A 20,693-nucleotide genomic window follows, 5' to 3' on the forward strand; every position below is an offset into this window, starting at 1 on the left:
TGGACCGTGCCGCTTCAGTCGGTTGCGACGGGCGGGCGCCACGCCCCCGGCGGAATCACCAGGACGCCGTGCTCGCGCAGGCGGGGAGCCAACTTCAGGACCGCACGGTCGCGGCTGACCAGCCACCTGGCGCCGGCGGTGCGCGCCAGGTCGATGAAGGGTTGGTCGTCCGGGTCGCTGCAGCGGAATTTGCCCTGTGGGCTGGCGGGCGCCGGGGCCGGCTGCTGCGCGCAGTGCCGCTCCCAACACGCCTCGACAGCCCGTCGGTCGGGACTCCAGGCGTCGAGATGGCCGCGGGCGAGCACATGCGCCAGTTCCTCGCGCATCCACGGGGTGGCGATCCAGCGGACGCCGCCTGCGACAATGGCCGCGCCCAGCGGTTCGAAATCCGGGTTGCGAAAAACCAGCCAGTCGAGCACGGCATTCGTGTCGAGGACGACGGTCGGTGCGGCCGGTGCAGGGACGGACATGCCTGCATTGTCACCGGGCCGAAGGGTCTGTCTTGCGGGCTTGGCCGGAGCGGCATACAATCGAGGGCTTTTCGGCAGACACTGCTGCGCTCTTTGCTGGGCCAATGACAGGTCACAGTAGCTAGTTCGCCGGAAACCAGTGACTTCAAACGGGAACAAGTTACCAATGCCTACCATCAACCAGCTCGTGCGTCACGGTCGCGAGACCGAGATCACGAAGTCCAAGTCGCCGGCGCTGCAAGGCGGCCCCCAGCGACGCGGCGTGTGCACCCGCGTGTACACCACGACGCCGAAGAAGCCGAACTCTGCGCTGCGTAAAGTCGCCAAGGTTCGCCTGACCAACGGGTTCGAGATCATCTCGTACATCGGCGGCGAAGGCCACAACCTGCAGGAGCACAGCGTCGTGCTCGTGCGCGGCGGCCGCGTCAAGGACCTGCCGGGTGTTCGCTACCACATCGTGCGCGGCTCGCTCGACCTGCAAGGCGTGAAAGACCGCAAGCAGTCGCGTTCCAAGTACGGCGCGAAGCGCCCGAAGAAGGCCTAAAGGCCTTCCAGCCCGAAGAAGGAAGGCTTAAAGCCTTCACCCCCATGCGGCAGGCCAATCCCGGACCTGCCGAGTAAGTGGATGGCCGCAGCGTGCCGTCCGCGGCGGGTGCGAAAGCACTGCGCCAACTGAAGCCAAAGGAAGAGAAATGCCTCGTCGTCGCGAAGTCCCCAAACGGGACATCCTCCCCGATCCCAAGTTCGGTTCGGTTGATCTGTCCAAGTTCATGAACGTCATCATGGAATCGGGCAAGAAGGCCATCGCCGAGCGCATCATCTACGGTGCGCTCGAGCAGGTCGAAAAGAAGTCGGGCAAGGACCCGCTCGAGATCTTCGTCACCGCGCTGAACAACATCAAGCCGATGGTCGAAGTGAAGTCACGCCGCGTCGGCGGTGCGAACTACCAGGTTCCCGTGGAAGTTCGCCCGGTGCGCCGCGTGGCGCTCGCGATGCGCTGGCTCAAGGAATCGGCCCGCAAGCGCGGCGAGAAGTCGATGGCGCAACGCCTGGCCAACGAGCTGCTGGAGGCTGTCGAAGGCCGCGGCGGCGCGATGAAGAAGCGCGATGAAGTGCACCGCATGGCAGAAGCCAACAAGGCGTTCTCGCACTTCCGCTTCTAAGCCCTACTCAACCGTTACACGGCCGCTCCTCGGGTTTGTACGAACCCGCGAGCGGCCCACGCATTTGGAGTGCCATCATGGCCCGCAAGACCCCCATCGAGCGCTATCGCAACATCGGTATCTCGGCTCACATCGACGCCGGCAAGACCACGACCACCGAGCGCATCCTGTTCTACACCGGTGTGAACCACAAGATCGGTGAAGTGCACGATGGCGCCGCCACGATGGACTGGATGGAGCAGGAGCAGGAGCGCGGCATCACGATCACGTCGGCGGCCACCACCTGCTTCTGGAAGGGGATGGAGATGGGCTTCCCCGAGCACCGCATCAACATCATCGACACCCCGGGGCACGTCGACTTCACCATCGAAGTCGAGCGCTCGATGCGCGTGCTCGACGGCGCGTGCATGGTGTACTGCGCCGTGGGCGGCGTGCAGCCGCAGTCCGAGACCGTCTGGCGCCAGGCCAACAAGTACAAGGTGCCGCGTCTGGCGTTCGTCAACAAGATGGACCGCACCGGCGCGAACTTCTACAAGGTCTACGACCAGATGAAGGTTCGCCTGAAGGCCAACCCGGTGCCGATCGTCATCCCCATCGGCGCGGAAGAGAACTTCACCGGCGTGATCGACCTGATCAAGATGAAGGCGATCATCTGGGACGAGGCCTCGCAGGGCATGAAGTTCGACTACCGCGAGATCCCGGCCGAGCTGCTCGAGGAAGCCAAGAAGTGGCGCGAGAACATGCTCGAGGCGTCGGCCGAATCGAGCGAAGAGCTGATGAACAAGTACCTCGAAGAGGGTGACCTCTCCGAGGCCGAGATCAAGCTCGCGATCCGCACCCGCACGATCGCGGCCGAGATCCAGCCGATGTTCTGCGGTACCGCGTTCAAGAACAAGGGCGTGCAGCGCATGCTCGATGGCGTGATCGACTTCATGCCGTCGCCGATCGACATCCCGCCCGTGCCCGGCACCGACGACGACGACAAGCCGACCGAGCGTCGCGCCGACGACAGCGAGAAGTTCGCGGCGCTGGCGTTCAAGCTGATGACCGACCCGTACGTCGGCCAGCTCACCTTCGTGCGCGTCTATTCGGGCGTGCTGAAGTCGGGCGATTCGGTCTACAACCCGATCCGCGGCAAGAAGGAGCGCATCGGCCGGATCCTGCAGATGCACGCGAACCAGCGTGAGGAAATCAAGGAAATCCTGGCCGGCGACATCGCCGCCTGCGTCGGCCTGAAGGACGTGACGACGGGCGAGACGCTGTGCGATCCGGAAGCGATCATCACGCTCGAGAAGATGATCTTCCCGGAGCCGGTGATCTCGCAGGCCGTCGAGCCGAAGACCAAGGCCGACCAGGAAAAGATGGGCATCGCGCTGGGCCGCCTGGCCCAGGAAGACCCGTCGTTCCGCGTCCGCACCGACGAGGAGTCGGGCCAGACCATCATCTCCGGCATGGGCGAGCTGCACCTCGAAATCATCGTCGACCGCATGAAGCGCGAGTTCGGTGTCGAGGCCAACGTCGGCAAGCCGCAGGTGGCCTACCGCGAGACGATCCGCAAGGCGGTGTCCGATGTGGAAGGCAAGTTCGTGCGCCAGTCGGGCGGCAAGGGCCAGTACGGTCACGTCGTGCTCAAGATCGAGCCGCAGGAGCCGGGCAAGGGCTTCGAGTTCGTCGACGCGATCAAGGGCGGCGTCGTGCCGCGCGAGTTCATCCCCGCGGTCAAGAAGGGCGTCGAAGATTCGCTGCCGGCCGGCGTTCTGGCGGGCTACCCGGTGGTCGACGTGAAGGTCACGCTGACCTTCGGTTCGTACCACGAGGTCGACTCGAACGAAAACGCGTTCAAGATGGCCGCGTCGCTCGGTTTCAAGGACGGCTGCCGCAAGGCCGGCCCGGTGATCCTGGAGCCGATGATGGCGGTGGAAGTCGAGACGCCGGAAGACTACGCCGGTGGCGTGATGGGCGACCTGTCGTCGCGTCGCGGCATGGTGCAGGGCATGGACGACATGCCCGGCGGCGGCAAGGTCATCAAGGCCGAGGTGCCGCTGTCGGAGATGTTCGGCTATTCGACCACGCTGCGTTCGATGTCGCAGGGCCGTGCCACGTACACGATGGAGTTCAAGCACTACAGCGAGGCTCCGAAGAACGTGGCCGACGCGATCATCACCGCGCGCGGCAAGTAAATATTCAAGCTGGTCTTCTTCGGGGCATCGCGCGTTGCCAGTGGCGCGCGAATCAGTACCTCGATGGAAACCTTAAACACCACACTGGCAATGCTCTTTACTCCCTGGAGATATTGAAATGGCAAAAGGCAAATTCGAGCGGACCAAGCCGCACGTCAACGTGGGCACGATCGGTCACGTGGACCACGGCAAGACCACGCTGACGGCAGCGATCACGACGGTGCTGAGCAAGCTGTTCGGCGGCGAGGCCAAGGCGTACGACCAGATCGACGCGGCCCCCGAAGAGAAGGCGCGCGGCATCACGATCAACACCGCCCACGTCGAGTACGAGACCAAGAACCGGCACTACGCCCACGTCGACTGCCCGGGTCACGCCGACTATGTCAAGAACATGATCACCGGCGCGGCCCAGATGGACGGTGCGATCCTGGTGTGCTCGGCCGCCGACGGCCCGATGCCGCAAACGCGTGAGCACATCCTGCTGGCCCGCCAGGTCGGCGTGCCGTACATCATCGTGTTCCTGAACAAGTGCGACATGGTCGACGACGCCGAGCTGCTCGAACTCGTCGAGATGGAAGTGCGCGAGCTGCTCGACAAGTACGAGTTCCCCGGCGACACCACCCCGATCATCCACGGCAGCGCCAAGCTCGCCATGGAAGGCGACAAGGGCGAACTCGGCGAAGGCGCGATCCTGAAGCTGGCCGAAGCCCTCGACACCTACATCCCGACGCCCGAGCGTGCCGTTGACGGCGCGTTCCTGATGCCGGTCGAAGACGTGTTCTCGATCTCCGGCCGCGGCACCGTGGTGACCGGTCGCGTCGAGCGCGGCATCGTCAAGGTCGGCGAGGAAATCGAGATCGTGGGCATCACCCCGACGCAGAAGACCACCTGCACCGGCGTCGAGATGTTCCGCAAGCTGCTGGACCAAGGTCAAGCGGGCGACAACGTCGGCATCCTGCTGCGCGGCACCAAGCGCGAAGACGTGCAGCGCGGCCAAGTGCTGTGCAAGCCGGGCAGCGTCAAGCCGCACACCCACTTCACGGCCGAGATCTACGTCCTGAGCAAGGAAGAGGGCGGTCGCCACACGCCGTTCTTCAACAACTACCGCCCGCAGTTCTACTTCCGCACGACGGACGTGACCGGCGCGGTGGAGCTGCCGAAGGACAAGGAAATGGTCATGCCGGGCGACAACGTCAGCATCACCGTGAAGCTGATCAACCCGATCGCGATGGAAGAAGGCCTGCGCTTCGCCATCCGTGAAGGCGGCCGCACCGTCGGCGCCGGCGTCGTTGCCAAGATCATCGAGTAAGGCGGACCCCACCATGCAAAAGCAAAAGATCCGCATCCGCCTGAAGGCGTTCGACTACAAGTTGATCGACCAGTCGGCCCTCGAAATCGTCGACACCGCCAAGCGCACCGGCGCGATCGTCAAGGGCCCGGTGCCCCTGCCGACCCGCATGCAGCGTTTCGACATCCTGCGTTCGCCGCACGTCAACAAGTCGTCGCGCGACCAGTTCGAGATCCGCACGCACCAGCGTCTGATGGACATCGTCGACCCGACCGACAAGACGGTCGACGCGCTGATGAAGCTCGACCTGCCGGCCGGCGTCGACGTCGAGATCAAGCTGCAGTGAGATGTGAGCCCCTCGGCTGACGAGTACGTCAGCCGATCCCCCGAGGGGACTCGGGCCGGCTTGGGGCGGCCCGGCGCTCGTCCCGAAGGCCCCGCCCGAGGCCTGGCACTTGCGGGTTCGCCCGCTGGTGCTAGAATCGCAGGCTTTTCCGCGTTCGCGTGCCCGCAAGGGCGGCGCGACGACGGAAAACTTATCAACCCGACCAATCGATGTCGGGCTCGTGAACAAAGGCTCTCATCGTGAACAAGCGACGGGAGCTGGAGAAAACTTTATGACGACAGTCAATCCAGGCCATCGCCTCGGTTTGCTGGGACGCAAGGTGGGCATGATGCGCATCTTCACGGACGATGGCGATGCCATTCCCGTGACGGTGCTCGATGTGTCGAACAACCGTGTCGCCCAGGTCAAGACCGAGCAGACCGACGGCTACAGCGCCATCCAGGTCGCCTTCGGCGAACGCAAGGCCTCCCGTGTCTCCAAGCCCGAAGCGGGCCACTTCGCGAAGGCGGGTGTCGAGGCCGGCGAGATCCTGCAGGAATTCCGTGTCGCCGCTGACGTGGCTGCCGAATACAAGCCGGGCGCGCAAGTCGCCGTGGGCGGCGTGTTCGCGGTCGGCCAGTTGGTCGACGTGCAGGGCACCTCGATCGGCAAGGGCTTCACCGGCACGATCAAGCGCCACAACTTCAGCTCGCAGCGCGCGTCGCACGGCAACAGCCGTTCGCACAACGTGCCGGGTTCGATCTCGATGGCGCAGGACCCGGGCCGCGTGTTTCCGGGCAAGAAGATGTCCGGCCACCGCGGTGACGTGACCAAGAGCATCCAGAACCTCGACATCGTCCGCATCGACGAAGCCCGCCAGCTGCTGCTGGTGCGTGGCGCCGTCCCTGGCGCGAAGAACGGCCACGTGGTCGTGAGCCCGGCGATCAAGGTCAAGGCCAAGAAGGGAGCCCAGTAATGCAACTCGAGCTCCTGAACGAACAAGGCCAGGCGACCAGCAAGGTCGACGCGCCGGACACCCTGTTCGCGCGTGACTACAACGAAGCGCTGGTGCACCAGATCGTCGTGGCCTTCCAGGCCAACGCGCGGCAGGGCACCCGTGCCCAGCTCGACCGCACGATGGTCAAGCACTCGACGAAGAAGCCGTGGCGCCAGAAGGGCACCGGCCGTGCCCGCGCCGGCATGACCTCGTCGCCGCTGTGGCGCGGAGGCGGTCGGATCTTCCCGAACAGCCCGGACGAGAACTTCACCCAGAAGGTCAACAAGAAGATGTACCGCGCCGGCATGGCGGCCATCTTCTCCCAGCTGGCCCGCGAAGGCCGCCTGGCCGTCGTCGACTCGCTGACCGTCGATTCGCCGAAGACCAAGAATCTCGCTGCCAAGTTCAAGGCGATGGGCCTGGACTCGGTGCTGGTCATCACCGACCAGCTCGACGACAACCTGCTGCTCGCCTCGCGCAACCTGATCAACGTGCTGGTCGTCGAGCCGCGTCACGCCGACCCGCTCGCGCTCGTGCACTTCAAGAAGGTGCTCGTGACGAAGGCGGCTGTCGAGCAACTCAAGGAGATGCTGGCATGAACGCAACCACTACTGCTACCGCTGCGAAGCCCAAGCACCAGGCCGACCGTCTGGCGCAAGTGCTGGTGGCGCCGATCGTTTCCGAAAAGGCGACGATGGCTGCCGAGAAGCACAACCAGGTGCTGTTCAAGGTGCTGCGCGACGCCACCAAGCCCGAGATCAAGGCCGCCGTTGAACTGATGTTCAAGGTCGAAGTCGAGTTCGTCTCGACCGTGATTCAGAAGGGCAAGGTCAAGCGCTTCGGCAAGTCGATCGGCCGCCGTGACCACGTCAAGAAGGCGTACGTGTCGCTGAAGGCCGGCCAAGAGCTCAACTTCTCCGGGGAGGCAGCGTAATGCCTGTCATCAAGATCAAACCGACCTCGCCAGGCCGTCGCGGCATGGTGAAGGTGGTGCACCCGCACCTGTACAAGGGCAAGCCCGAGGCATCGCTGCTCGAGCCCCAGATGCAGAACGCGGGCCGCAACAACAACGGTCACATCACGATTCGCCATCGCGGCGGTGGTCACAAGCACCACTATCGCGTCGTCGACTTCGTGCGCAACAAGGATGCAATCCCGGCGAAGGTCGAGCGCATCGAGTACGACCCGAACCGCACCGCGCACATCGCGCTGGTCTGCTACGCCGACGGCGAGCGCCGCTACGTGATCGCCCCGCGCGGTCTCGAAGTGGGCGCCACCATCATGAGCGGCGCCGAGGCGCCGATCAAGGCGGGCAACACGCTGCCGATCAAGAACATCCCGGTGGGCTCGATCATTCACGCGATCGAGATGCTGCCCGGCAAGGGCGCGCAGATCGCGCGTTCGGCCGGCACTTCGGCGACGCTGCTGGCGCGCGAAGGCATCTACGCTCAGGTCCGCCTGCGCTCGGGTGAGGTTCGCAAGATCCACATCGACTGCCGCGCGACCATCGGTGAAGTTTCCAACGAAGAGCATCAGCTGCGCCAGTACGGCAAGGCCGGCGCGATCCGCTGGAAGGGCATCCGCCCGACGGTTCGTGGCGTCGCCATGAACCCGGTGGATCACCCGCACGGTGGTGGTGAAGGTCGTACCGGTGAGGGCCAGGCTCCTGTGTCGCCGTGGAACACGCTGACCAAGGGCTACCGCACTCGCAACAACAAGCGTACGCAGACGATGATCGTCGCGCGTCGCAAGAAGTAAGGGGAACGGCAATGACTCGTTCACTCAAGAAGGGCCCGTTCGTCGACCATCACCTTCAGGCGAAGGTCGAGAAGGCGGTTGCCATCAAGGACAAGAAGCCGATCAAGACCTGGTCGCGCCGCTCGACGATCCTGCCCGATTTCATCGGCATCACGATCGCGGTGCACAACGGCAAGCAGCACGTGCCGGTCTACATCACCGACCAGATGGTCGGCCACAAGCTCGGTGAATTTGCGCTGACCCGCACGTTCAAGGGGCACCCGGCCGACAAGAAGGCCAACAAGAAATAAGGATGACGACGATGGAAACCAAATCGATCGTCCGCGGTGTTCGCCTGTCTGCCGACAAGGGTCGGCTGGTGGCCGACCTGGTCCGCGGCAAGAAGGTGGACCAGGCGCTCAACATCCTGACTTTCACCCCCAAGCGCGCTGCCGGCATCATCAAGAAGTGTCTCGAGTCCGCGATCGCGAACGCCGAGCACAACGACGGTGCCGACATCGACGAACTCAAGGTCAAGACGATCTTCGTAGAGCAAGGCGCCACGCTGAAGCGTTTCTCCGCACGGGCCAAGGGCCGCGGCAACCGCATCAGCAAGCCGACCGCGCACATCTACATCACCGTCGGCAACTAAAGGCAAAGACCATGGGACAAAAGATTCACCCCACCGGGTTCCGCCTGCCGGTCACGCGCAACTGGTCTTCGCGTTGGTACGCGAACAACCAGAACTTCGCGACCATGCTGGCCGAAGACCTGAAGGTTCGCGAGTACCTGAAGCTCAAGCTCAAGAGCGCCGCCGTCTCGCGCATCCTGATCGAGCGCCCCGCCAAGAACGCCCGCATCACCATTTACTCGGCACGTCCGGGCGTGGTGATCGGCAAGAAGGGCGAGGACATCGAGAACCTGAAGGCCGAACTGACGCGTCGCCTGGGCGTGCCGGTCGCTGTCAACATCGAGGAAGTGCGCAAGCCTGAAGTCGATGCGCAGCTGATCGCCGACAGCATCACGCAGCAGCTCGAGAAGCGCATCATGTTCCGCCGCGCGATGAAGCGTGCGATGCAGAACGCGATGCGCCTGGGCGCCCAGGGCATCAAGCTGATGTCCTCGGGCCGCCTGAACGGCATCGAGATCGCGCGTTGCGAGTGGTACCGCGAAGGCCGCGTGCCGCTTCACACCCTGAAGGCCGACATCGACTATGGCTTCTCCGAAGCCAAGACGACCTACGGCATCATCGGCGTGAAGTGCTGGGTCTACCGTGGCGACCGCCTGGCCAACGGCGAATCGCCCGGCATCGTGACGCCCCCGGGCGCCGAGGACGATCGCCGTGGCCCGCGCCGCGGCCCGCCGCGGGGTCCGGGCGGTGCGCCGGGTGGCCGTGGTGGCCGTCCGGGTGGTGGTGGTGGTTTCGACCGGGGCGCGCCGCGCACCGATCGCCCGGCTGACGCCGGCACCGCCGCAGCAGCCCCGGCCGCACCGGCCGGCGACGCGCCCAAGGGACCGGCTGTCAAGCGTGTTCGCAAGGCTGCGGCGCCCGACGCTGCGCCGGCGACGCCTGACGCCAAAGGAGAATAAGCATGCTGCAACCCGCACGCAGAAAATACCGCAAGGAACAGAAGGGCCGCAACACCGGTGTCGCCACCCGTGGCGCAGCCGTCTCGTTCGGCGACTTCGGCCTGAAGGCCACCGAGCGCGGCCGCCTGACGGCGCGCCAGATCGAGGCCGCACGTCGTGCGATCTCGCGTCACGTGAAGCGCGGCGGCCGCATCTGGATCCGCATCTTCCCGGACAAGCCGATCTCGCAGAAGCCGGCCGAAGTCCGCATGGGCAACGGCAAGGGCAATCCGGAGTACTACGTCGCCGAGATCCAGCCGGGCAAGGTCCTGTACGAGATCAACGGCGTCGATGAAGTGCTCGCACGCGAAGCGTTCACCCTGGCCGCAGCCAAGCTGCCGCTGAAGTGCACCTTCGTCGCGCGCCAGGTCGGCGCGTAAGGAGAACATTCATGAAAGCATCTGAACTCCGTGCCAAGGACGTCGACGGCCTCAAGAAGGAGATCGGCGACCTGCTGAAGGCCCACTTTGGCCTGCGCATGCAAAAGGCGACGCAGAACCTGAGCAACCACACCCAGCTGGGCAACACGCGTCGCGACATCGCTCGCGCCAAGACCGTGCTGGCCCAGAAGAAGAAGGAAGCGACGAAATGAGCGAGCAGCAAGCCACCGCCGCCGCAGCGACCGACAAGCCGGCGAAGAACACCCGCACGCTGGTCGGCAAGGTCGTCAGCGACAAGCGCAGCAAGACCATCACCGTGCTGATCGAGCGCCGCACCAAGCACGAGCTGTACGGCAAGATCGTCGCGAAGTCGAGCAAGTACCACGCGCACGACGAGAACAACGAGTACAAGATGGGCGACGTCGTCGAGATCGCGGAAACGCGCCCGATCTCGAAGACCAAGGCCTGGACCGTGACCCGTCTCGTCCAGAAGGCGATCGTGGTCTAAGCCACCGCGCGCGCATCGAACGGTCGGATTGCTGATACTGGCGCCCGGCCGTTTTTCCTTTCAGAACACCTCAGGAGACCCCACATGTTGAAAGTTGGCGACAAGCTGCCCGCAGGCAGCCTCTCGGAATTCGTCGAAGTCGAAGGCAACGGCTGCTCGCTCGGCCCCAACACCTTCGACCTCGAGAAGTCGACCGCGGGGAAGAAGATCGCAGTGTTCGCGCTCCCGGGCGCCTACACCCCGACCTGCTCCGCCAAGCATGTGCCGGGCTATGTCGAGAAGGCCGACGCGCTCAAGGCCGCCGGCGTCGACGAGATTTGGTGCGTGTCCGTCAACGACGCCTTCGTGATGGGCGCCTGGGGTCGCGATCAGCACACGGCCGGCAAGGTCCGCATGATGGCCGACGGCAGCGCCGACTTCGCCAAGGCCACGGGCCTGACCCTCGACCTGACCGCGCGCGGAATGGGTCTGCGCTCGAACCGCTACTCGATGCTGGTCGTCGACGGCGTCGTCAAGACGCTCAATGTCGAGGCGCCTGGCAAGTTCGAAGTCAGTGACGCCGACACGATGCTGAAGCAGGCGAAGGAAGTTCTGGCCTGAGATCATTGACGCAGTGCGCAAAAGTACTGCATAATCTAAGACTTCGCCGAAATCGGCTGCGGTTCGCACGAACCAGCAAGTGATTTCGGATCTGACGATTCTTTGCCCGAACGGGCCCAAGACTGCCGCACTCACACTGACTTCAGGGTGGTGCCGCAAGTTGGGGACAGGACAACATGATTCAAATGCAATCGCGGCTCGACGTCGCGGACAACACTGGCGCGAAATCCGTCATGTGCATCAAGGTGCTGGGCGGCTCCAAGCGCCGTTACGCCGCCATCGGCGACGTGATCAAGGTCAGCATCAAGGAAGCCGCGCCGCGTGGCCGCGTGAAGAAGGGCGAGGTCTACAGTGCCGTCGTCGTTCGCACCGCCAAGGGTGTGCGTCGCCAGGACGGCTCGCTCGTCAAGTTCGACGGCAATGCCGCCGTGCTGCTGAACGCCAAGCTCGAGCCGATCGGCACCCGCATCTTCGGGCCGGTGACGCGCGAACTGCGCACCGAGCGCTTCATGAAGATCGTGTCGCTCGCACCCGAAGTGCTCTGAGCGCCGCCCCAGATATACAGGACAGGCCATGAACAAGATTCGCAAGGGCGACCAGGTCATCGTGTTGACCGGCCGCGACAAGGGCAAGCAGGGCACCGTGCTGTCGCGCGAGAGCGAGGACCGCATCGTCGTCGAGGGCGTGAATGTGGTGAAGAAGCACGTCAAGCCGAACCCGATGAAGGGCACGACCGGCGGCGTCGTCGACAAGACCTTGTCGATCCACCAGTCGAACGTCGCGATTTTCAACGCCGCCACCGGCAAGGCCGATCGCGTCGGCATCAAGCTCGGCACCGATGCCAAGACGAACAAGGTCACGCGCGTGCGTGTCTTCAAGTCCAGCGGCGCCGAGATCAAGGCCTAAGGGAAGATCATGGCAAAGCAACAAGCTGCCTCCACCGGCAACAACTCCCCCGCTCCGAAGGTCGCGCGCCTTCAGGCCATCTACCGCGACAAGATCTCGCCGGAACTGGTCGAGAAGTTCGGCTACAAGTCGCCGATGCAGGTGCCCCGCATCACCAAGATCACCCTGAACATGGGCGTCTCGGAAGCGGTGTCGGACAAGAAGGTCATGGACCACGCCGTGAGCGACCTGACCAAGATCGCCGGCCAGAAGCCGGTCGTCACGAAGTCGAAGAAGGCGATCGCCGGCTTCAAGATCCGTGACGGCGTGCCCATCGGCTGCATGGTCACCCTGCGTGGCGTGCAGATGTACGAGTTCCTCGACCGCTTCGTGACGATCGCGCTGCCCCGCGTGCGCGACTTCCGCGGCATCTCGGGCCGTGCGTTCGACGGCCGCGGCAACTACAACATCGGCGTCAAGGAACAGATCATTTTCCCTGAAGTCGACTACGACAAGATCGACGTGCTGCGTGGCCTGAACATCAGCATCACCACGACGGCGAAGAACGACGAAGAGGCCAAGGCGCTTCTGACCGCGTTCAAGTTCCCGTTCAAGAACTGAAGGACCGAGCCCGTGGCCAAAACCTCCCTCATCCAGCGCGAACTCAAGCGCACCCAGCTCGTCGCCAAGTACGCGAAGAAGTATGCGGAGCTCAAGGGCACCGCCAACGACGCGAAGAAGTCCGACGAAGAGCGTTACGCCGCGCGCCTCGAGCTGCAGAAGCTCCCGCGCAACGCCTACCCGACGCGCCAGCGCAACCGCTGCGAGCTGACGGGTCGCCCGCGTGGCACCTTCCGCAAGTTCGGTCTCGGCCGCAACAAGATTCGCGAACTGGCGTTCAAGGGTGATATCCCTGGCGTCGTCAAGGCCAGCTGGTAAGCCCCGCGCTTATCGAATCTGACCTGATCAGGAGATATTTCAAATGAGCATGAGTGATCCTATCGCCGACATGCTGACCCGCATCCGCAACGCGCAGATGGTTCAGAAGGTCAGTGTGGTGATGCCGGCGTCGAAGCTGAAGACCGCGATCGCCGAGGTGTTGAAGGCCGAAGGCTACATCGACGGTTTTGCGATCGAAGGCGATGCGGCCAAGCCGCAGCTGAAGATCGGCCTGAAGTACTACGCCGGCAAGCCGGTGATCGAGCACATCGAGCGCGTCAGCCGTCCCGGCCTGCGCGTCTACAAGGGTCGCCACGACATCCCGAACGTGATGAACGGTCTGGGTGTGGCGATCGTGACCACGCCGAAGGGCGTGATGACGGACCGCAAGGCGCGCCAGGCCGGTATCGGCGGCGAAGTCCTTTGCTACGTGTCCTAAGGAGTAACGGTCATGTCTCGCGTAGGAAAAATGCCGCTGCCGCTCCCGAAGGGTGTGGACGTGTCGGTCACCGCTGAGCAGATCAGCGTCAAGGGCGCGATGGGCACGCTGGTGCGTCCCGTCAACAGCCTGGTCACAATCAAGAACGAAAACGGCAAGCTGAACTTCGCCCCGGCGAACGACAGCGTCGAGGCCGATGCGATGTCGGGCACGATGCGTGCGCTGGTCTCGAACATGGTCAACGGCGTCAGCAAGGGCTTCGAGAAGAAGCTGTCGCTGGTCGGCGTCGGTTTCCGTGCCGCGGCCGCCGGCAGCAAGCTGAACCTGCAGATCGGTTTCTCGCACCCGGTCGCCAAGGACATGCCCGAAGGCGTGAAGGTGGCGTGCCCGAGCCAGACCGAAATCGTCATCTCCGGTTCCGACCGTCAGGTGGTGGGCCAGATCGCCGCCGAGGTCCGCGCGATCCGTCCGCCGGAGCCCTACAAGGGCAAGGGCATTCGCTACGTCGACGAGAAGGTCGTCATCAAAGAGACCAAGAAGAAATAAGGGGCGAATGACATGTCACTGAACAAAAAAGATCAGCGCGTTCGTCGCTCCCGCCAGACCCGCGCACGCATCGCCGTGCAGCGCGTCGCACGTCTGTCGGTGTACCGCACCAACCTGCACATCTATGCCAGCGTCATCTCCGACGACGGCTCCAAGGTGCTGGCCAGCGCATCGACCGCCGAAGCCGACATCCGCAAGGAACTGGGCACGGCCGGCAAGGGCGGCAACGTCGCTGCCGCGACGATCATCGGCAAGCGCATCGCCGAGAAGGCGAAAGCCGCCGGCATCGACAAGGTGGCGTTCGACCGCGCAGGTTTTGCGTACCACGGCCGCGTCCAGGCGCTCGCTGAAGCCGCTCGCGAAGCCGGCCTGCAGTTCTAAGGAATCAAGATGGCAAAGTTTCAACCCCGCGTCCAGGACGAAGGTCGTGACGACGGTCTGAAGGAAAAGATGATCGCGGTCAACCGCGTCACCAAGGTGGTGAAGGGCGGCCGCACGCTGTCGTTCGCCGCACTGACCGTGGTCGGCGACGGCGATGGGCGCATCGGCATGGGCAAGGGCAAGGCCAAGGAAGTGCCGGTCGCCGTGACCAAGGCCATGGACTCGGCCCGCCGCAACCTGTTCAAGGTCGCGCTGAAGAACGGCACGATCCAGCACAAGGTGGTCGGCGAGCACGGCGCGTCGCGCGTGCTGATGGCACCGGCGAAGCCTGGCGACGGCATCATCGCCGGCGGCCCGATGCGCGCCGTGTTCGAGGTGATGGGCGTGACCGACATCGTCTGCAAGAGCCTCGGCTCGTCGAACCCGTACAACCTGGTTCGCGCCACGCTCGACGCGCTGAAGAACACCAACACCCCGGCCGAGATCGCTGCCAAGCGCGGGCTGACGGTCGAAGAGCTGTTCGGCTGAGCCGCTCGAGCAGGAGAAACACGATGGCAAACAAGCAAACCACGACGAGCGAGCCCAAGGGCACGCTGACCGTCAAGCTGGTCCGCAGCATCGCCGGCACGCGCGAGTCGCACCGTGCGACCGTGCGCGGCCTCGGGCTGCGCAAGCTCAACAGCGAGTTCACGCTCGAAGACACGCCCGCGGTGCGCGGCATGATCAACAAGGTCTCGTACCTGGTGAAGGTGCTCTGAACATGGAACTCAACACCATCAAGCCGGCAGACGGCTCCAAGCACGCGAAGCGTCGCGTCGGTCGCGGCATCGGCTCCGGCCTGGGCAAGACCGCCGGCCGTGGCCACAAGGGTCAGAAGTCGCGTTCGGGCGGCTACCACAAGGTCGGCTTCGAAGGCGGCCAGATGCCGCTGCAACGTCGCCTGCCGAAGCGTGGCTTCAAGTCGCACCTGCTGAAGTTCAACGCCGAGATCAATCTGACCGACCTGCAGAAGCTCGGGGTCGGTGAAGTCGACATCCTGACCCTGAAGCAGGCCGGCCTCGTCGGTGAACTCGCCAAGGTCGTGAAAGTCATCAAGTCGGGTGAACTGACGTCGGCCGTGGTGCTCAAGGGCATCGGCGCGACCGCAGGCGCCAAGGCGGCGATCGAAGCGGCCGGCGGCTCGCTGGCCTGAAGGTCGGCGAAGTCAACGACCTGAATCTCTAGGACCTCAGTGGCAACCAACGCGAATCAACTGGCGAAGAGCGGCAAGTTCGGCGACCTGCGTCGCCGCTTGACGTTCCTGCTGCTCGCGCTCGTGGTCTACCGCGTCGGCGCGCACATTCCCGTGCCCGGCATCGACCCGGACCAGCTGCGCCAGCTGTTCAACAGCCAGGCCGGTGGCATCTTGAGCCTGTTCAACATGTTCTCGGGCGGCGCGCTGTCGCGCTTCACCGTGTTCGCGTTGGGCATCATGCCGTACATCTCCGCCTCGATCATCATGCAGTTGATGACCTACGTGGTGCCGACGCTCGAGGCGCTGAAGAAGGAAGGCGAATCGGGCCGTCGCAAGATTACCCAGTACACGCGCTACGGCACGCTGGGCCTCGCCCTGTTCCAGGCGCTCGCGATCGCCACGGCGCTCGAGAGCTCGCCGGGCCTGGTGATTTCGCCCGGCTTCGGCTTCCGCATGACGGCGGTCGTGAGCCTGGTGGCCGGCACGATGTTCCTGATGTGGCTGGGCGAGCAGATCACCGAGCGCGGCCTGGGCAACGGCATCTCGATCCTGATCTTCGGGGGCATCGCGGCCGGCCTGCCCGGCGCGCTGGGCCAGTTCGGCACGCTGGTGAGCCAGGGCTCGATGAGCATCGTCGCGGCGCTGTTCATCACGTTGCTCGTGTTCGGCGTGACCTTCGCGGTCGTGTTCGTCGAGCGCGGCCAACGCAAGATCCTGGTCAACTACGCGAAGCGCCAGGTCGGCAACAAGGTCTACGGCGGCCAGTCGTCCCACCTGCCGCTGAAGCTGAACATGTCGGGCGTGATCCCGCCGATCTTCGCGTCGTCGATCATCCTGCTGCCGGCCACCGCGGTGGGCTGGTTCGCCACCGGCGACAGCTTCCGCTGGCTGAAGGACGTGGCCGACCTCCTGCGTCCGGGTCAGCCGATCTATGTGATGCTGTACGCCGCCGCGATCGTGTTCTTCTGTTTCTTCTATACGGCGCTGGTGTTCAACAGCCGCGAGACCGCCGACAACCTGAAGAAGAGCGGTGCGTTCATCCCGGGCATCCGTCCGGGCGACCAGACTGCGCGCCACATCGACCGGATCCTGTCGCGGCTGACACTGGCCGGCGCGATCTACATCACGCTGGTCTGCCTGCTGCCCGAGTTCCTGGTCCTGAAATACAACGTGCCGTTCAATTTCGGCGGCACGTCCCTGCTGATCATCGTCGTCGTGACGATGGACTTCTGGGCCCAGGTGCAGAGTTATGTGATGAGCCAGCAGTACGAGTCACTGCTCAAGAAGGCCAACTTCAAAGCGAGCTGATTGAGTACATGGCAAAAGACGATGTGATTCAGATGCAGGGTGAGATTCTCGAGAATCTGCCCAATGCAACGTTCAGAGTGAAGCTGGAAAACGGGCACGTCGTGCTCGGCCACATCTCCGGCAAGATGCGCATGCACTACATCCGCATCCTGCCGGGGGACAAGGTCACTGTCGAGTTGACGCCCTACGATCTGAGCCGCGCTCGCATCGTGTTCCGGGCAAAGTAGAGGCTTAGGAGAAGAGAATGAAAGTCGCAGCGTCGGTCAAGAAAATGTGCCGCAATTGCAAGGTCATCCGCCGCAAGGGCGTGGTGCGCGTGATCTGTACCGATCCGCGTCACAAGCAGCGTCAAGGTTAAGAGAGAACGAACATGGCACGTATTGCTGGCATCAACATTCCGCCCCACAAGCACACCGAGATCGGTCTGACCTCGATCTATGGGATCGGTCGCACCACGGCCCAGAAGATCTGCACGAACAGCAATGTGCCGTTCGATCGCAAGGTCAAGGACCTGACCGACGTCGATCTCGAGAAGATCCGGGAAGAAATCGGCCGCCTGACGATCGAAGGCGACCTGCGTCGCGAGATGTCGATCAACATCAAGCGCCTGATGGACCTGGGTTGCTACCGTGGCTTCCGCCATCGCCGTGGCCTGCCGGTTCGCGGCCAGCGCACCAAGACGAACGCTCGCACCCGCAAGGGCCCGCGCAAGTCGGGCGTCGTGAAGAAGTGATCTGACGGTCTCCGTCTCATCGCATCTACAGATTTGTAAAGGTCAACATGGCTAAGTCACCCGTCAACACCGCCGCCCAGCGCGTGCGCAAGAAAGTCCGCAAGAACGTTGCGGACGGTGTCGCGCACGTTCACGCGTCGTTCAACAACACGATCATCACCATCACCGATCGTCAGGGCGGCGCGCTGTCCTGGGCATCGAGCGGTGGTCAGGGTTTCAAGGGCTCGCGCAAGAGCACGCCCTTCGCTGCGCAGGTCGCGGCCGAAGTGGCAGGTCGCGCCGCCCAGGACCAAGGCATCAAGAACCTCGACGTGCGGATCAAGGGCCCCGGCCCCGGCCGGGAGTCGTCGGTGCGTGCGCTGGCCTCGCTCGGCATTCGCATCAACTCGATCTCCGACGTGACGCCGGTGCCGCACAACGGTTGCCGTCCGCAGAAGCGCCGTCGCATCTGAGGTCGACCTGTTTCGTCGTCGGCGATGCCTTGTTGGCCTCGCCGACTTTTTCACTTCCACCAACGGAAGTTGAAGCCCACCGTCTGAGCGCCCAAAACAACACTCGCCAGACTCGCGCAAGCTGAACGTTCAGCCTGCGTCAGATTGAACTAAGGACATCAACGTGGCACGTTTCCTCGGCCCCAAGGGCAAACTTTCCCGCCGTGAAGGCACCGACCTGTTCCTGAAGAGCGCCCGCCGCCCGATCGGTGACAAGGTCAAGTTCGACAGCAAGCCCGGCCAGCACGGCCGGACCTCGGGCACCCGCACGTCCGACTTCGGCCTGCAGCTGCGCGAGAAGCAGAAGGTCAAGCGCATGTACGGCATCCTGGAGCGTCAGTTCCGCCGCTACTTCGCCGAAGCCGAGCGCCGCAAGGGCAACACCGGCTCGAACCTGCTGATGCTGCTCGAGTCGCGCCTGGACAACGTCGTCTACCGCATGGGCTTCGGCTCGACCCGCGCTGAAGCGCGCCAGATGGTGTCGCACAAGTCGATCACCGTGAACGGTGCCTCGGTGAACATCGCTTCGTACCTCGTCAAGCCGGGCGACGTCGTCGCGGTGCGCGAGAAGTCGAAGAAGCAGCTGCGCATCATCGATGCGGTCAAGCTTGCCGAAGGCCAGGGCATGCCGAACTGGGTGACCGTCGACGCGGCCAAGCTCGAAGGCATCTTCAAGAAGACGCCGGACCGCGACGAATTCGGCGCCGACATCAAGGAAGCGCTGATCGTCGAACTGTATTCGCGTTAAGCGAGCAGACGACGGAGTGCTGGCCTTGCGCCGGCGCTCCCTCATGGCTATTGGTTGCTGTGTTTTGCCGGGCACACAGCAACGACTCTCTCGCCCGGCGCTGTGTCTGTCAGCCTTATCGGTGTAACGAGCCGAGGGTATTGAGACGAACAGGACTTCAATGCAAACCAATCTGCTGAAACCCAAAGCCATCAATGTGGAGCCGCTCGGCGGCAACCGCGCCAAGGTCACGCTCGAGCCGTTCGAGCGCGGCTACGGCCACACGCTGGGCAACGCGCTGCGCCGCGTGCTGCTGTCGTCGATGGTCGGCTACGCGCCCACCGAGGTGACGATCGCCGGCGTGCTGCACGAGTACTCGGCCATCGACGGCGTGCAGGAAGACGTGGTTCACATCATGCTGAACCTGAAGGGCGTCGTGTTCCGCCTGCACAACCGCGATGAAGTCACGCTGGTGCTGCGCAAGGAAGGCGAAGGCCCGGTCACGGCCGGCGACATCCAGACCCCGCACGACGTGGAGATCATCAACCCCGAGCACGTCATCGCGCACCTGTCGCATGGCGGCAAGCTCGACATGCAGATCAAGGTCGAGAAGGGCCGCGGCTACGTGCCGGGCACGATGCGCCGCTACGGCGACGAGCCGACCAAGTCGATCGGCCGCATCGTGCTGGACGCGTCGTTCTCGCCGGTCGCTCGCGTGAGCTACACGGTGGAGTCAGCCCGCGTCGAACAGCGTACCGACCTCGACAAGCTGGTGATGGAGATCAACACCAACGGCGCGATCACGCCGGAAGAAGCGATCCGCAACTCGGCCAAGATCCTGGTCGAGCAGCTGATGGTGTTCGCGCAGCTCGAAGGCGAGATCAGCTCGTTCGCCGATGCGCCGGTCGCCCGCAACACGCAGTTCGATCCGATCCTGCTGCGCCCGGTCGACGAGCTCGAGCTGACGGTGCGTTCGGCGAACTGCCTGAAGGCCGAGAACATCTACTACATCGGCGACCTGATCCAGCGCACCGAGACCGAACTGCTGAAGACCCCGAATCTCGGTCGCAAGTCGCTCAACGAAATCAAGGAAGTGTTGGCATCGCGCGGGCTCACGCTCGGCGCGCGCCTCGAGAACTGGCCCCCGCAGGGCCTGGACAAGCGGTAAGCCGCTCGTCATGTGCACACCCCAGTACCTGATACGGCTGGGGTCAATAAGTTAGTCAAAAGGAAACAGCACCATGCGTCACCGTCACGGACTCCGCAAACTCAACCGCACCAGCGAGCATCGCCAGGCGATGCTGCGCAACATGTGCAATTCGCTGCTGCAGCACGAAGCGATCAAGACCACGGTCCCGAAGGCCAAGGAACTGCGTCGCGTCGTCGAGCCGCTGATCACGCTCGCGAAAGAAGCGACGTTGGCGAACCGTCGCCTCGCGTTCGACCGCACCCGCGATCGCGACATCGTCACCAAGCTGTTCAACGAACTCGGCCCGCGCTACAAGGCGCGTCCGGGCGGCTACACCCGCATCCTGAAGATGGGTTTCCGCGTCGGCGACAACGCGCCGATGGCGTTCGTCGAGCTGGTCGATCGTCCGGAGCCCGCTGCGACCGACACCGTCGCCGAGGCCTGACCCGCTTCCGCGTCACCCGAAGGGCCGGCATCTGCTGGCCCTTTTGTCGTCTGCGATGAAAGACCGGAACCCGGCAGTCGACCGAGGGTCTTTCCAGGC

At 64.0% G+C, this 20,693-nt stretch carries 35 protein-coding genes; 34 read left to right on the forward strand and 1 reads right to left on the reverse strand.

Annotation, left to right across the window (positions count from 1 at the left end; all coding sequences use genetic code 11):
• Positions 1 to 14: 14 nt before the first annotated feature.
• Positions 15 to 470 carry a PIN domain-containing protein gene (locus ACWH49_RS12810; protein ID WP_448171813.1) on the reverse strand — a complete coding sequence of 152 codons (456 nt, stop codon included), beginning with the start codon at positions 468 to 470 and terminating at the stop codon, positions 15 to 17.
• 166 nt (positions 471 to 636) lie between these two features.
• On the opposite strand from ACWH49_RS12810, the gene rpsL reads away from it, so the two are divergent.
• The 34 genes from rpsL (at position 637) to rplQ (ending at position 20,594) form a co-directional block, all read left to right on the forward strand.
• The gene (rpsL, locus tag ACWH49_RS12815) at positions 637 to 1,014 is read left to right on the forward strand and encodes a 30S ribosomal protein S12 (protein WP_047493174.1); all 378 of its coding nucleotides are present in this window, start codon (positions 637 to 639) and stop codon (positions 1,012 to 1,014) included.
• Positions 1,015 to 1,162: 148 nt separating this feature from the next.
• Entirely contained in the window at positions 1,163 to 1,633 is a 471-nt protein-coding gene (gene rpsG, locus ACWH49_RS12820) for a 30S ribosomal protein S7 (RefSeq protein ID WP_056473237.1), read from the forward strand.
• 77 nt (positions 1,634 to 1,710) lie between these two features.
• Complete coding sequence (fusA, locus tag ACWH49_RS12825; RefSeq protein ID WP_056473240.1) at positions 1,711 to 3,813, forward strand: elongation factor G; 2,103 nt, start codon at positions 1,711 to 1,713, stop codon at positions 3,811 to 3,813.
• A gap of 118 nt (positions 3,814 to 3,931) precedes the next feature.
• Complete coding sequence (tuf, locus tag ACWH49_RS12830) at positions 3,932 to 5,122, forward strand: elongation factor Tu (RefSeq protein ID WP_448171812.1); 1,191 nt, start codon at positions 3,932 to 3,934, stop codon at positions 5,120 to 5,122.
• A gap of 13 nt (positions 5,123 to 5,135) precedes the next feature.
• On the forward strand, positions 5,136 to 5,447 hold the full coding sequence (gene rpsJ / locus ACWH49_RS12835) for a 30S ribosomal protein S10 (protein ID WP_011831018.1): 312 nt from the start codon (positions 5,136 to 5,138) through the stop codon (positions 5,445 to 5,447).
• 271 nt (positions 5,448 to 5,718) lie between these two features.
• A complete protein-coding gene (gene rplC / locus ACWH49_RS12840) occupies positions 5,719 to 6,402 on the forward strand; it encodes a 50S ribosomal protein L3 (protein WP_056473102.1) in 684 nt (227 codons plus the stop codon).
• Complete coding sequence (gene rplD, locus ACWH49_RS12845) at positions 6,402 to 7,022, forward strand: 50S ribosomal protein L4 (RefSeq protein ID WP_448171814.1); 621 nt, start codon at positions 6,402 to 6,404, stop codon at positions 7,020 to 7,022. Before rplC ends, rplD begins: the two co-directional genes overlap by 1 nt.
• On the forward strand, positions 7,019 to 7,357 hold the full coding sequence (gene rplW / locus ACWH49_RS12850) for a 50S ribosomal protein L23 (protein ID WP_448171815.1): 339 nt from the start codon (positions 7,019 to 7,021) through the stop codon (positions 7,355 to 7,357). Before rplD ends, rplW begins: the two co-directional genes overlap by 4 nt.
• On the forward strand, positions 7,357 to 8,181 hold the full coding sequence (gene rplB, locus ACWH49_RS12855; protein ID WP_448171816.1) for a 50S ribosomal protein L2: 825 nt from the start codon (positions 7,357 to 7,359) through the stop codon (positions 8,179 to 8,181). The genes rplW and rplB overlap by 1 nt, the downstream gene beginning before the upstream one ends.
• A gap of 11 nt (positions 8,182 to 8,192) precedes the next feature.
• Positions 8,193 to 8,471, forward strand: a complete 279-nt coding sequence (rpsS, locus tag ACWH49_RS12860; protein WP_056473117.1) for a 30S ribosomal protein S19 — start codon at positions 8,193 to 8,195, stop codon at positions 8,469 to 8,471.
• A gap of 11 nt (positions 8,472 to 8,482) precedes the next feature.
• Positions 8,483 to 8,812, forward strand: coding sequence for a 50S ribosomal protein L22 (rplV, locus tag ACWH49_RS12865; protein ID WP_056473197.1), 330 nt, complete (start codon positions 8,483 to 8,485; stop codon positions 8,810 to 8,812).
• A gap of 11 nt (positions 8,813 to 8,823) precedes the next feature.
• Complete coding sequence (gene rpsC / locus ACWH49_RS12870) at positions 8,824 to 9,750, forward strand: 30S ribosomal protein S3 (protein WP_448171817.1); 927 nt, start codon at positions 8,824 to 8,826, stop codon at positions 9,748 to 9,750.
• A 2-nt stretch (positions 9,751 to 9,752) separates the two neighbouring features.
• Positions 9,753 to 10,169 carry a 50S ribosomal protein L16 gene (rplP, locus tag ACWH49_RS12875; protein ID WP_056473123.1) on the forward strand — a complete coding sequence of 139 codons (417 nt, stop codon included), beginning with the start codon at positions 9,753 to 9,755 and terminating at the stop codon, positions 10,167 to 10,169.
• Between the two features lie 11 nt (positions 10,170 to 10,180).
• A complete protein-coding gene (rpmC, locus tag ACWH49_RS12880; RefSeq protein WP_056473125.1) occupies positions 10,181 to 10,381 on the forward strand; it encodes a 50S ribosomal protein L29 in 201 nt (66 codons plus the stop codon).
• Entirely contained in the window at positions 10,378 to 10,677 is a 300-nt protein-coding gene (rpsQ, locus tag ACWH49_RS12885; protein ID WP_448171818.1) for a 30S ribosomal protein S17, read from the forward strand. Before rpmC ends, rpsQ begins: the two co-directional genes overlap by 4 nt.
• 84 nt (positions 10,678 to 10,761) lie before the next feature.
• A complete protein-coding gene (locus ACWH49_RS12890; protein ID WP_448171819.1) occupies positions 10,762 to 11,277 on the forward strand; it encodes a redoxin family protein in 516 nt (171 codons plus the stop codon).
• Positions 11,278 to 11,453: 176 nt separating this feature from the next.
• The gene (gene rplN / locus ACWH49_RS12895; RefSeq protein WP_025511783.1) at positions 11,454 to 11,822 is read left to right on the forward strand and encodes a 50S ribosomal protein L14; all 369 of its coding nucleotides are present in this window, start codon (positions 11,454 to 11,456) and stop codon (positions 11,820 to 11,822) included.
• A 28-nt stretch (positions 11,823 to 11,850) separates the two neighbouring features.
• The gene (gene rplX / locus ACWH49_RS12900; protein WP_448171820.1) at positions 11,851 to 12,183 is read left to right on the forward strand and encodes a 50S ribosomal protein L24; all 333 of its coding nucleotides are present in this window, start codon (positions 11,851 to 11,853) and stop codon (positions 12,181 to 12,183) included.
• A gap of 9 nt (positions 12,184 to 12,192) precedes the next feature.
• The gene (gene rplE, locus ACWH49_RS12905) at positions 12,193 to 12,783 is read left to right on the forward strand and encodes a 50S ribosomal protein L5 (protein ID WP_056473138.1); all 591 of its coding nucleotides are present in this window, start codon (positions 12,193 to 12,195) and stop codon (positions 12,781 to 12,783) included.
• A gap of 12 nt (positions 12,784 to 12,795) precedes the next feature.
• Positions 12,796 to 13,101 carry a 30S ribosomal protein S14 gene (rpsN, locus tag ACWH49_RS12910; RefSeq protein WP_056473141.1) on the forward strand — a complete coding sequence of 102 codons (306 nt, stop codon included), beginning with the start codon at positions 12,796 to 12,798 and terminating at the stop codon, positions 13,099 to 13,101.
• Between the two features lie 43 nt (positions 13,102 to 13,144).
• Positions 13,145 to 13,540: a 30S ribosomal protein S8 gene (gene rpsH / locus ACWH49_RS12915; protein ID WP_056473143.1), complete on the forward strand. Its 396-nt coding sequence runs from the start codon at positions 13,145 to 13,147 to the stop codon at positions 13,538 to 13,540.
• 12 nt (positions 13,541 to 13,552) lie between these two features.
• On the forward strand, positions 13,553 to 14,086 hold the full coding sequence (gene rplF, locus ACWH49_RS12920) for a 50S ribosomal protein L6 (protein ID WP_448171821.1): 534 nt from the start codon (positions 13,553 to 13,555) through the stop codon (positions 14,084 to 14,086).
• Positions 14,087 to 14,098: 12 nt separating this feature from the next.
• Complete coding sequence (rplR, locus tag ACWH49_RS12925; protein WP_448171822.1) at positions 14,099 to 14,467, forward strand: 50S ribosomal protein L18; 369 nt, start codon at positions 14,099 to 14,101, stop codon at positions 14,465 to 14,467.
• Between the two features lie 9 nt (positions 14,468 to 14,476).
• Positions 14,477 to 14,995: a 30S ribosomal protein S5 gene (rpsE, locus tag ACWH49_RS12930; RefSeq protein ID WP_056473156.1), complete on the forward strand. Its 519-nt coding sequence runs from the start codon at positions 14,477 to 14,479 to the stop codon at positions 14,993 to 14,995.
• A gap of 23 nt (positions 14,996 to 15,018) precedes the next feature.
• Entirely contained in the window at positions 15,019 to 15,225 is a 207-nt protein-coding gene (rpmD, locus tag ACWH49_RS12935) for a 50S ribosomal protein L30 (protein ID WP_056473160.1), read from the forward strand.
• Between the two features lie 2 nt (positions 15,226 to 15,227).
• Entirely contained in the window at positions 15,228 to 15,659 is a 432-nt protein-coding gene (gene rplO / locus ACWH49_RS12940; RefSeq protein ID WP_056473163.1) for a 50S ribosomal protein L15, read from the forward strand.
• A gap of 39 nt (positions 15,660 to 15,698) precedes the next feature.
• Positions 15,699 to 17,009, forward strand: a complete 1,311-nt coding sequence (gene secY, locus ACWH49_RS12945; protein WP_056473166.1) for a preprotein translocase subunit SecY — start codon at positions 15,699 to 15,701, stop codon at positions 17,007 to 17,009.
• Positions 17,010 to 17,017: 8 nt separating this feature from the next.
• Entirely contained in the window at positions 17,018 to 17,236 is a 219-nt protein-coding gene (gene infA, locus ACWH49_RS12950; RefSeq protein ID WP_009855680.1) for a translation initiation factor IF-1, read from the forward strand.
• Positions 17,237 to 17,253: 17 nt separating this feature from the next.
• Positions 17,254 to 17,367: a 50S ribosomal protein L36 gene (gene rpmJ / locus ACWH49_RS12955; protein ID WP_011830995.1), complete on the forward strand. Its 114-nt coding sequence runs from the start codon at positions 17,254 to 17,256 to the stop codon at positions 17,365 to 17,367.
• Between the two features lie 12 nt (positions 17,368 to 17,379).
• Complete coding sequence (rpsM, locus tag ACWH49_RS12960; RefSeq protein ID WP_056473171.1) at positions 17,380 to 17,742, forward strand: 30S ribosomal protein S13; 363 nt, start codon at positions 17,380 to 17,382, stop codon at positions 17,740 to 17,742.
• A 47-nt stretch (positions 17,743 to 17,789) separates the two neighbouring features.
• Entirely contained in the window at positions 17,790 to 18,194 is a 405-nt protein-coding gene (gene rpsK, locus ACWH49_RS12965) for a 30S ribosomal protein S11 (protein WP_056473174.1), read from the forward strand.
• A gap of 163 nt (positions 18,195 to 18,357) precedes the next feature.
• Positions 18,358 to 18,981, forward strand: coding sequence for a 30S ribosomal protein S4 (gene rpsD / locus ACWH49_RS12970; RefSeq protein ID WP_056473177.1), 624 nt, complete (start codon positions 18,358 to 18,360; stop codon positions 18,979 to 18,981).
• Positions 18,982 to 19,141: 160 nt separating this feature from the next.
• A complete protein-coding gene (locus tag ACWH49_RS12975; RefSeq protein WP_056473181.1) occupies positions 19,142 to 20,128 on the forward strand; it encodes a DNA-directed RNA polymerase subunit alpha in 987 nt (328 codons plus the stop codon).
• 73 nt (positions 20,129 to 20,201) lie between these two features.
• Positions 20,202 to 20,594 (forward strand): 50S ribosomal protein L17, encoded by a 393-nt coding sequence (gene rplQ / locus ACWH49_RS12980; protein WP_056473184.1) that lies wholly within the window; start codon positions 20,202 to 20,204, stop codon positions 20,592 to 20,594.
• Positions 20,595 to 20,693: the final 99 nt, after the last annotated feature.

Source organism: Rhizobacter fulvus (genome assembly GCF_964020785.1).

What these genes read in the sequence shown, in the direction of transcription:
- ACWH49_RS12810 (WP_448171813.1), bottom strand. Translation starts at nt 470, where the DNA reads ATGTCCGTCCCTGCACCGGCCGCACCGACCGTCGTCCTCGACACGAAT.
- rpsL (WP_047493174.1), top strand. Translation starts at nt 637, where the DNA reads ATGCCTACCATCAACCAGCTCGTGCGTCACGGTCGCGAGACCGAGATC.
- rpsG (WP_056473237.1), top strand. Translation starts at nt 1,163, where the DNA reads ATGCCTCGTCGTCGCGAAGTCCCCAAACGGGACATCCTCCCCGATCCC.
- fusA (WP_056473240.1), top strand. Translation starts at nt 1,711, where the DNA reads ATGGCCCGCAAGACCCCCATCGAGCGCTATCGCAACATCGGTATCTCG.
- tuf (WP_448171812.1), top strand. Translation starts at nt 3,932, where the DNA reads ATGGCAAAAGGCAAATTCGAGCGGACCAAGCCGCACGTCAACGTGGGC.
- rpsJ (WP_011831018.1), top strand. Translation starts at nt 5,136, where the DNA reads ATGCAAAAGCAAAAGATCCGCATCCGCCTGAAGGCGTTCGACTACAAG.
- rplC (WP_056473102.1), top strand. Translation starts at nt 5,719, where the DNA reads ATGACGACAGTCAATCCAGGCCATCGCCTCGGTTTGCTGGGACGCAAG.
- rplD (WP_448171814.1), top strand. Translation starts at nt 6,402, where the DNA reads ATGCAACTCGAGCTCCTGAACGAACAAGGCCAGGCGACCAGCAAGGTC.
- rplW (WP_448171815.1), top strand. Translation starts at nt 7,019, where the DNA reads ATGAACGCAACCACTACTGCTACCGCTGCGAAGCCCAAGCACCAGGCC.
- rplB (WP_448171816.1), top strand. Translation starts at nt 7,357, where the DNA reads ATGCCTGTCATCAAGATCAAACCGACCTCGCCAGGCCGTCGCGGCATG.
- rpsS (WP_056473117.1), top strand. Translation starts at nt 8,193, where the DNA reads ATGACTCGTTCACTCAAGAAGGGCCCGTTCGTCGACCATCACCTTCAG.
- rplV (WP_056473197.1), top strand. Translation starts at nt 8,483, where the DNA reads ATGGAAACCAAATCGATCGTCCGCGGTGTTCGCCTGTCTGCCGACAAG.
- rpsC (WP_448171817.1), top strand. Translation starts at nt 8,824, where the DNA reads ATGGGACAAAAGATTCACCCCACCGGGTTCCGCCTGCCGGTCACGCGC.
- rplP (WP_056473123.1), top strand. Translation starts at nt 9,753, where the DNA reads ATGCTGCAACCCGCACGCAGAAAATACCGCAAGGAACAGAAGGGCCGC.
- rpmC (WP_056473125.1), top strand. Translation starts at nt 10,181, where the DNA reads ATGAAAGCATCTGAACTCCGTGCCAAGGACGTCGACGGCCTCAAGAAG.
- rpsQ (WP_448171818.1), top strand. Translation starts at nt 10,378, where the DNA reads ATGAGCGAGCAGCAAGCCACCGCCGCCGCAGCGACCGACAAGCCGGCG.
- ACWH49_RS12890 (WP_448171819.1), top strand. Translation starts at nt 10,762, where the DNA reads ATGTTGAAAGTTGGCGACAAGCTGCCCGCAGGCAGCCTCTCGGAATTC.
- rplN (WP_025511783.1), top strand. Translation starts at nt 11,454, where the DNA reads ATGATTCAAATGCAATCGCGGCTCGACGTCGCGGACAACACTGGCGCG.
- rplX (WP_448171820.1), top strand. Translation starts at nt 11,851, where the DNA reads ATGAACAAGATTCGCAAGGGCGACCAGGTCATCGTGTTGACCGGCCGC.
- rplE (WP_056473138.1), top strand. Translation starts at nt 12,193, where the DNA reads ATGGCAAAGCAACAAGCTGCCTCCACCGGCAACAACTCCCCCGCTCCG.
- rpsH (WP_056473143.1), top strand. Translation starts at nt 13,145, where the DNA reads ATGAGCATGAGTGATCCTATCGCCGACATGCTGACCCGCATCCGCAAC.
- rplF (WP_448171821.1), top strand. Translation starts at nt 13,553, where the DNA reads ATGTCTCGCGTAGGAAAAATGCCGCTGCCGCTCCCGAAGGGTGTGGAC.
- rplR (WP_448171822.1), top strand. Translation starts at nt 14,099, where the DNA reads ATGTCACTGAACAAAAAAGATCAGCGCGTTCGTCGCTCCCGCCAGACC.
- rpsE (WP_056473156.1), top strand. Translation starts at nt 14,477, where the DNA reads ATGGCAAAGTTTCAACCCCGCGTCCAGGACGAAGGTCGTGACGACGGT.
- rpmD (WP_056473160.1), top strand. Translation starts at nt 15,019, where the DNA reads ATGGCAAACAAGCAAACCACGACGAGCGAGCCCAAGGGCACGCTGACC.
- rplO (WP_056473163.1), top strand. Translation starts at nt 15,228, where the DNA reads ATGGAACTCAACACCATCAAGCCGGCAGACGGCTCCAAGCACGCGAAG.
- infA (WP_009855680.1), top strand. Translation starts at nt 17,018, where the DNA reads ATGGCAAAAGACGATGTGATTCAGATGCAGGGTGAGATTCTCGAGAAT.
- rpmJ (WP_011830995.1), top strand. Translation starts at nt 17,254, where the DNA reads ATGAAAGTCGCAGCGTCGGTCAAGAAAATGTGCCGCAATTGCAAGGTC.
- rpsM (WP_056473171.1), top strand. Translation starts at nt 17,380, where the DNA reads ATGGCACGTATTGCTGGCATCAACATTCCGCCCCACAAGCACACCGAG.
- rpsK (WP_056473174.1), top strand. Translation starts at nt 17,790, where the DNA reads ATGGCTAAGTCACCCGTCAACACCGCCGCCCAGCGCGTGCGCAAGAAA.
- ACWH49_RS12975 (WP_056473181.1), top strand. Translation starts at nt 19,142, where the DNA reads ATGCAAACCAATCTGCTGAAACCCAAAGCCATCAATGTGGAGCCGCTC.
- rplQ (WP_056473184.1), top strand. Translation starts at nt 20,202, where the DNA reads ATGCGTCACCGTCACGGACTCCGCAAACTCAACCGCACCAGCGAGCAT.